The following is a 5,610-nucleotide window of genomic DNA, read 5'->3' as shown; positions in this document are numbered from 1 at the left end:
TGGCACCGACCCTGTACGCGCTGAGCGACCTTCACGTCGGCTACAGCGAGAACCGCGAGCTCGTCGAGCAGATTCAACCCACCGACCCCGGAGACTGGCTTATCGTCGCCGGGGACGTCGCAGAGCTCTTCGCCGACATCGAATGGTGCCTCGGACTCCTGCGCTCGCGGTTCGAGAAAGTCGTGTGGGTACCCGGGAACCACGAGTTGTGGACGCATCCCGCCGACCCGGTCAAGCTACGCGGCGAAGAACGCTATCGCGGGGTGGTCGAGATGTGCCGCCGGCTCGGCGTTCTCACCCCAGAGGACGAATACGTCGTGTGGACCGGCCCCGGGGGTCCGCTCTTGATCGCACCGTTGTTCGTGCTCTACGACTATTCGTTCCGCGCGCCCGGCACTAATACGAAGGCTGAGTCTCTGGCCTACGCGTACTCCACCGGAGTCGTCTGCACCGACGAGTCGATGCTTCACCCGGACCCGTACCCGAGCCGCGAGGCCTGGTGCGCACAGCGTGTCGAATATACCGAACGCCGGCTGGCCGCGTGCGCACCCGAACAGTCCGCGATCTTGGTCAACCACTACCCGCTCGTCCGGGACCCCCTGAAGATCCTGCGCTACCCCGAATTCGCGCAGTGGTGCGGCACCGAGCGCACGGCCTCATGGCACCGGCGATTCCGGGCCACGACAGTCGTCTACGGGCACTTGCACATACCGCGCAACATCACCAAGGACGGCGTGGTGTTCCAAGAGGTATCGCTCGGATACCCGCGTGAATGGAAGCGTCACAGCACGCTGCCACCGGTGCTGCGGCCCGTGGTCCTCCCCGAGGCGACGTCGGGCGACGAGCTGAGAGGCCTGTATGCTCGATCTACTACCTGACACCGTTGCGACCGCCGAGGAGCACGGTGACCTCGACGATGCGTTCCTGTTCCCCGAGGAGCAGGCGATGGTGGCGAAGGCCGTAGAAACACGCCAGCGCGAGTTCGCCACCGGACGTGCCTGTATCCGCCGGGCCCTTGGCGCCCTAGGACTGTCGGCAGCCCCGATATTGGCAGGCGAACGGGGCGCGCCAGTGTGGCCGGACGGCGTCGTCGGCAGCCTCACACACTGCGCTGGCTATCGTGGCGCCGCCGTGGCCCGCAGCGAGGACATGCGGACCATCGGCATCGACGCCGAGCCGAACCAGCCACTCCCGGACGGTGTGGCCGAGGCGGTGGCGCTTCCAGCCGAACTGAAGATGCTGGCCACACTGCCGACGCACTCAGGCGCACCCAACTGGGACCGTCTGTTGTTCAGCGCGAAGGAGTCGGTCTACAAGGCCTGGTTCCCGGTGGCCCGTGTCTTCATCGGCTTCGAGGCCGCCCGCATCGAGTTCGACCCCGTCGCCGAGACGTTCCACGCCGAGATGCTCGTGCCTGGACCGTTCAGTGAGTTCACCGGGCGCTGGCGCGCGGAACGAGGGCTACTTCTGACCGCGATCACGGTCTGAGCGGTCAGGCAGCGCCAGGGGTCAGTCGCCGATCCAGCCATGCGACTTGGCGAAGGTGACAAGTCGGCGCCGGACATCGAGGATCTGCCCACTGGCCAGCGTCGGCGCCGTCGTGAGCAGCAACTGCGTGACCGCAATACGGAACTCGTCGGCACTCAACACGTCGGAGCCGTCGTCAATGTCGTCGTCATCCTGGGTCTGGCTCATCTCGATCCAAGACGTGTCAGAGGCCGCAAATCCAATTGGATCTGCGGCCTCTGACACATGTCTCGTTTGCTGTATGCCAAAGTCAATTCCTTTTGACTGGTTGCGCCTCCTGCGCTATCGCCATTTCACTGGCCTGTTTTCAGACGATGGGCAGTTCACGCCGAGTACCCCAACGCCTGGCACGCCGCCAAGATGCCGTCAGGAATCTCCTCGCGTGCAGGAGGAAGCTTGCCGGGCTGAACTTGGCCGGAGCGGATATTCGAGCTCGTGTCGCCGAGGAATGCGCCGATGGGATCCTGGGCACTCTTTCCGTACTCCAGCATCCCACGTTCCCACGGAACGCTCAGATAACTGCATATCTCCTGGGTCACGCCAACCGGGTCGGTGACCAGCTCCTCATACCTGGCCGTCAGGCCACTGAGCGCGTCGCGTGCTGCGGTTATCGCGTTCAGCTGCTTTTTGATGTAGTACAGAGCGGCTCCGTCGACCCCGGTTACATTCAACGCGCCCTGCTCGCCGTTGACGAACGGAATGATCTCGTTGTGCATCATCTCGATGACTGACCGGAGCGTGCTTCCCGGGTGACGCAGAAGGAGGATGTAGCGAGCGTTTGGCCAGTAGTCGGATATGCGTCGCCAGTTAAGCGAGTTATCAGGGTTCTTGTCCACGATCACCTGCTTGCCGCTGCGCACCAACTCGTGGTGCAGCACGCGGTCCCACAGCATGTTCTCCAGATCTCTTCGCGAGAGGCCGAGATTCCGCATCGCAATCTGGACGCCGGGAGCTTCCAGATTCACGGTGACATCGCAGAGGTGGAGTTCGTGACCCGCGCGGATGAGTGAATGAGCGTTCATCATCCGCTGCAACAGCGTCGATCCGGCCCGTGCGGTTGACAAGATGAACACCGGTGAATTGACCAGCCGGTCCACTGATACCCCTTCCCGGCGCCGCGCGCGGGGGAGGCACCGAATTACGAGTTTTACACAGAGCGCGATGATGCGATCTGTCAGATTCGCCGTGCGCCCAGAGTCAGCTAATCGCTCGGCGTTTCGAAGAGGCTTTCGAAGTCGGCCGCCGCGCTGAGATCGCCCTCGGCTTTGAGCTTGCCCTGGACGAACATCGTCGCGGGGTTGGCGTTATTGGTTATCAGCTTGAGGAAATCGACGGGCGCGAGCGTGAAGGTCAACGTCGGCTCGGATTCCCCGGTGCTCGATATGCGAATGTCGCCGTCGGCGATGATCACGTCGTAGCAGTCCGTGCGATCGTCGGATCCGCCGGTGATGACCCAGCGGAGGATCATGCTGGCGCTGCCGGCCCGATCCGCCTGAAAGTAGGCCGGCATCCCGCGGAAGATCTCCTCTATCAGGATCCGCCGGGCGTCCCCCTTGATCATCACGCCGATCTCAGTGTCCGACATCGACGCGATGCGGAGTCTCAGATCTCGTATATCCATGGACGACGGATCGCGTAGATCAAGATCGGTCACGGCAAACCCTCCCGGGAAATCTGGATATCCACGCTGGCCGTAGGACCCTATGGTCGAGCCGGGGGCCGGTGCAAGTGTTGGTGACGGTGGGGAAGACGCCTCCCGAACCGCTCAGAGCAGTCCGGCCGGCAACGCAGGACGGACTGCCCTCGCTGTCCAACTGCGGTCCGGCCTCAGTTGAGCGTCGGGACCGTCGCCCTGATCGTGTTCGCTCGTCGAAGCTGGTCATCTTGACGGCTACCGTGGCAGGATTCTGGCTCATACCCGCGCCAGTGAACTACCGCGTGCGGGTTTGACCTTACGCGCAATCCAGGTCCGCAGCACGAACGGGGAGGACGCGATCCACCGTGTCGTCACCAATCGCTCCTGGCCGGCTCCGATCGAGGCAGCCCAATAGCAATCCACTGATGCTCATTGGAGAGTTCTGCGGCGGGAGGACTTCGTGAGCTTTGCGTGTCTTCTCGGAAGCGGTTTGGGGGAGAAGCCAAGAGGGCGAAGCCTCCATGACCACTTTCCGCTGATCCTGGAATGGCTTGACGATGTCCATCGGTGGACAGGCGTGACCCCTGACCAGATCTTCTCGGGGCCGGAAGGTGGCGATCGGTGCGACAAGGTCGTCGCTCACGTCCGGTCGGCGGCACTGGCTGTCGCTGTGCGCGATGTGCTTGTTGAGTCCGGAATCCACCCGCAGGCCATCGGTGGCGTGAGCCTTGGTGGCATGGCTGCCGCGTGTATCGCGGGCGCCCTGGACCGCGAGGCACTGTTTCGTCTGCTCGGTCACCTTGACCAGACTCCTGAGGCGCTGGCCGGTTCGCCGCCGCAGGCAGCTGCTCTGGCACATGTGCCAAGGCTCACTGAAGACACGAACCACTGCTACGCCGCTGACCGGCAAGACGTCTACTTCACCTGTGACATCGGCCCTATAATCGACGGTTCTGCCCAAGTCATAATGCTTACCGGCTCTCGCGAAGCCCTTGAAAAGCTCGCGCCAAGCTTTCTCCGGGCAGCGTCTTCATGACCCATCACACTGAGGCCTTCCACAGCCCTATCCCGCAGTACGTCGCATATTTCACGGCGCCACACATTGCGAAAACCGAGTTTCGGGACTCACGGATACTGGTGTATTCCCCGTTCGCGCCGAGTGTGCTGACAACAGGTGACGAAATCCGTGACCTGTTTATGCGGAACAGTACAGACCCGGCCAGCCCACCGATCATACACGCTGAGATGGCCCGACGTGGCATCAAGCTTGGCATCGTGCCGGGCGCGTCCCTGTCGTCGGGTGCGCTCAAGTTCTCCTTTTCGGCGGTGTGTGTTGCGCGTATTGAGAGTCCTCAAGGCATGTCAGACGCCATAGTGACGATGTATAGGCTGGACATCAGGCCCAGCGCCCAAGGGCTATGGCGAGCGATGGTGAGCTCCCCCGAGTTGACGGTGCCCCCGGAGCAACCCATCGATCGATGGATGCCTATAGATCTGGACGCGTGGACGCGTCGGGTTGTCGCAAGGCACTTTGATAAGGAGCTCGGGAACCTATATTGGCTGGGGCGGGTTCACGACCTGTCATTCGATCCGCGCGAGATCACAAAGTACGACGAGCTGGCCGAGTCCAGCACGTTCCCCTTTGACGAGCTTCGCAGCCAAGGTCCCACTCAGATGGTGCCGCTGTCCGTTCCCTGGCCGTTGGTTGGCCGTGCCTGGGACTCCGGAGGCGCGACGGGCACGCCGTGCTGTGCGTTCTACACCAAAGAGATGCTGCTGCATCGTGGCGTATGGCGGCGGTGGCCGTACGCCAATGAAGGATTCGAGCCTGCCAATCCACGGCTGCATGCTGCGCCCGCCGGCCCCCACCTCATTGGCAACGGGATGTCGGAACTGTCCGAGCTCTACGCGTCCTTGGCGTTCAGCATCGACATGGATCCGCGGCGGATCAAAAGGCTGGTTTGCGCCGCCCGGCTGGCCGGGGCCGACGGCTACCCCGACCACCTGATCGATCAGATCAGCGACGTGCTGACCTGCCAGAACGTGAGTTACATAAACACGACACCTGCGTTGCTCCTGGCACTTGGTCGACGGCGACCCGAACTGGCCGCACAGCTGCGAGGGGCGCGACTGAGCGGCACCCAAGTTAACGGCAGACATCTATCGCGAGCTCAGCGCAGCTCTCGATGGCGGAACCTGCGGAATCAGCTAAGGCAACACCTTTGGCGACGCGGCAAGCTTGCCTGTCGAGCAAGACGGGGACCTGATCTCCTACGCGCCGAGCTGTCCCCAGGACACGATGACCGTTGTCGACATACACGATTGGCGCACCACCGTCGCGCATGGCGCGACCGGCCAGGTCCGCCTCACGGTTCTCCACGAGGACCAGTTCACTCCCAACATCTTCGAGCGCGATCAGGCGGTCCGCTACGACGTTGACAGGCGCT

Annotated in this window: 6 protein-coding genes and 1 pseudogene; 4 read left to right on the top strand and 3 right to left on the bottom strand. The window is 62.9% G+C overall.

What is annotated here, in order from left to right; all coding sequences use genetic code 11:
- Both VGS97_RS24405 and VGS97_RS24400 read left to right on the top strand, forming a co-directional pair.
- Window positions 1–878: metallophosphoesterase (locus VGS97_RS24405; RefSeq protein WP_326855978.1), on the top strand; the 878-nt coding region annotated here is incomplete at its 5' end.
- Window positions 859–1,488 (top strand): 4'-phosphopantetheinyl transferase family protein, encoded by a 630-nt coding sequence (locus VGS97_RS24400; protein ID WP_326855977.1) that lies wholly within the window; start codon window positions 859–861, stop codon window positions 1,486–1,488. The genes VGS97_RS24405 and VGS97_RS24400, both read left to right, overlap by 20 nt.
- A 21-nt stretch (window positions 1,489–1,509) precedes the next feature.
- Here VGS97_RS24400 and VGS97_RS24395 read toward each other — a convergent pair whose 3' ends face one another.
- From VGS97_RS24395 to VGS97_RS24385, 3 genes are all read right to left on the bottom strand, one after another.
- On the bottom strand, window positions 1,510–1,695 hold the full coding sequence (locus VGS97_RS24395) for a hypothetical protein (protein ID WP_326855976.1): 186 nt from the start codon (window positions 1,693–1,695) through the stop codon (window positions 1,510–1,512).
- 155 nt (window positions 1,696–1,850) lie between these two features.
- Entirely contained in the window at window positions 1,851–2,624 is a 774-nt protein-coding gene (locus tag VGS97_RS24390) for a sulfotransferase (RefSeq protein ID WP_326855975.1), read from the bottom strand.
- Window positions 2,625–2,728: 104 nt separating this feature from the next.
- The gene (locus VGS97_RS24385) at window positions 2,729–3,181 is read right to left on the bottom strand and encodes an SCP2 sterol-binding domain-containing protein (protein ID WP_326855974.1); all 453 of its coding nucleotides are present in this window, start codon (window positions 3,179–3,181) and stop codon (window positions 2,729–2,731) included.
- A gap of 559 nt (window positions 3,182–3,740) precedes the next feature.
- On the opposite strand from VGS97_RS24385, the gene VGS97_RS24380 reads away from it, so the two are divergent.
- Together VGS97_RS24380 and VGS97_RS24375 are read left to right on the top strand one after the other, a co-directional pair.
- On the top strand, window positions 3,741–4,199 hold the full coding sequence (locus tag VGS97_RS24380; protein ID WP_326855973.1) for a hypothetical protein: 459 nt from the start codon (window positions 3,741–3,743) through the stop codon (window positions 4,197–4,199).
- Window positions 4,200–5,402: 1,203 nt separating this feature from the next.
- Window positions 5,403–5,610: pseudogene (locus VGS97_RS24375) on the top strand (arylcarboxylate reductase); the annotation flags it as partial.

This window comes from Actinocrinis sp., assembly GCF_035946395.1.
Classification (GTDB): Bacteria; Actinomycetota; Actinomycetes; order Streptomycetales; family Catenulisporaceae; genus Actinocrinis.
Note: the sequence above shows the minus strand (reverse complement) of the source record. Positions and strands in the feature narration are given on the sequence as shown.

What these genes read in the sequence shown, in the direction of transcription:
- VGS97_RS24400 (WP_326855977.1), top strand. Translation starts at nt 859, where the DNA reads ATGCTCGATCTACTACCTGACACCGTTGCGACCGCCGAGGAGCACGGT.
- VGS97_RS24395 (WP_326855976.1), bottom strand. Translation starts at nt 1,695, where the DNA reads ATGAGCCAGACCCAGGATGACGACGACATTGACGACGGCTCCGACGTG.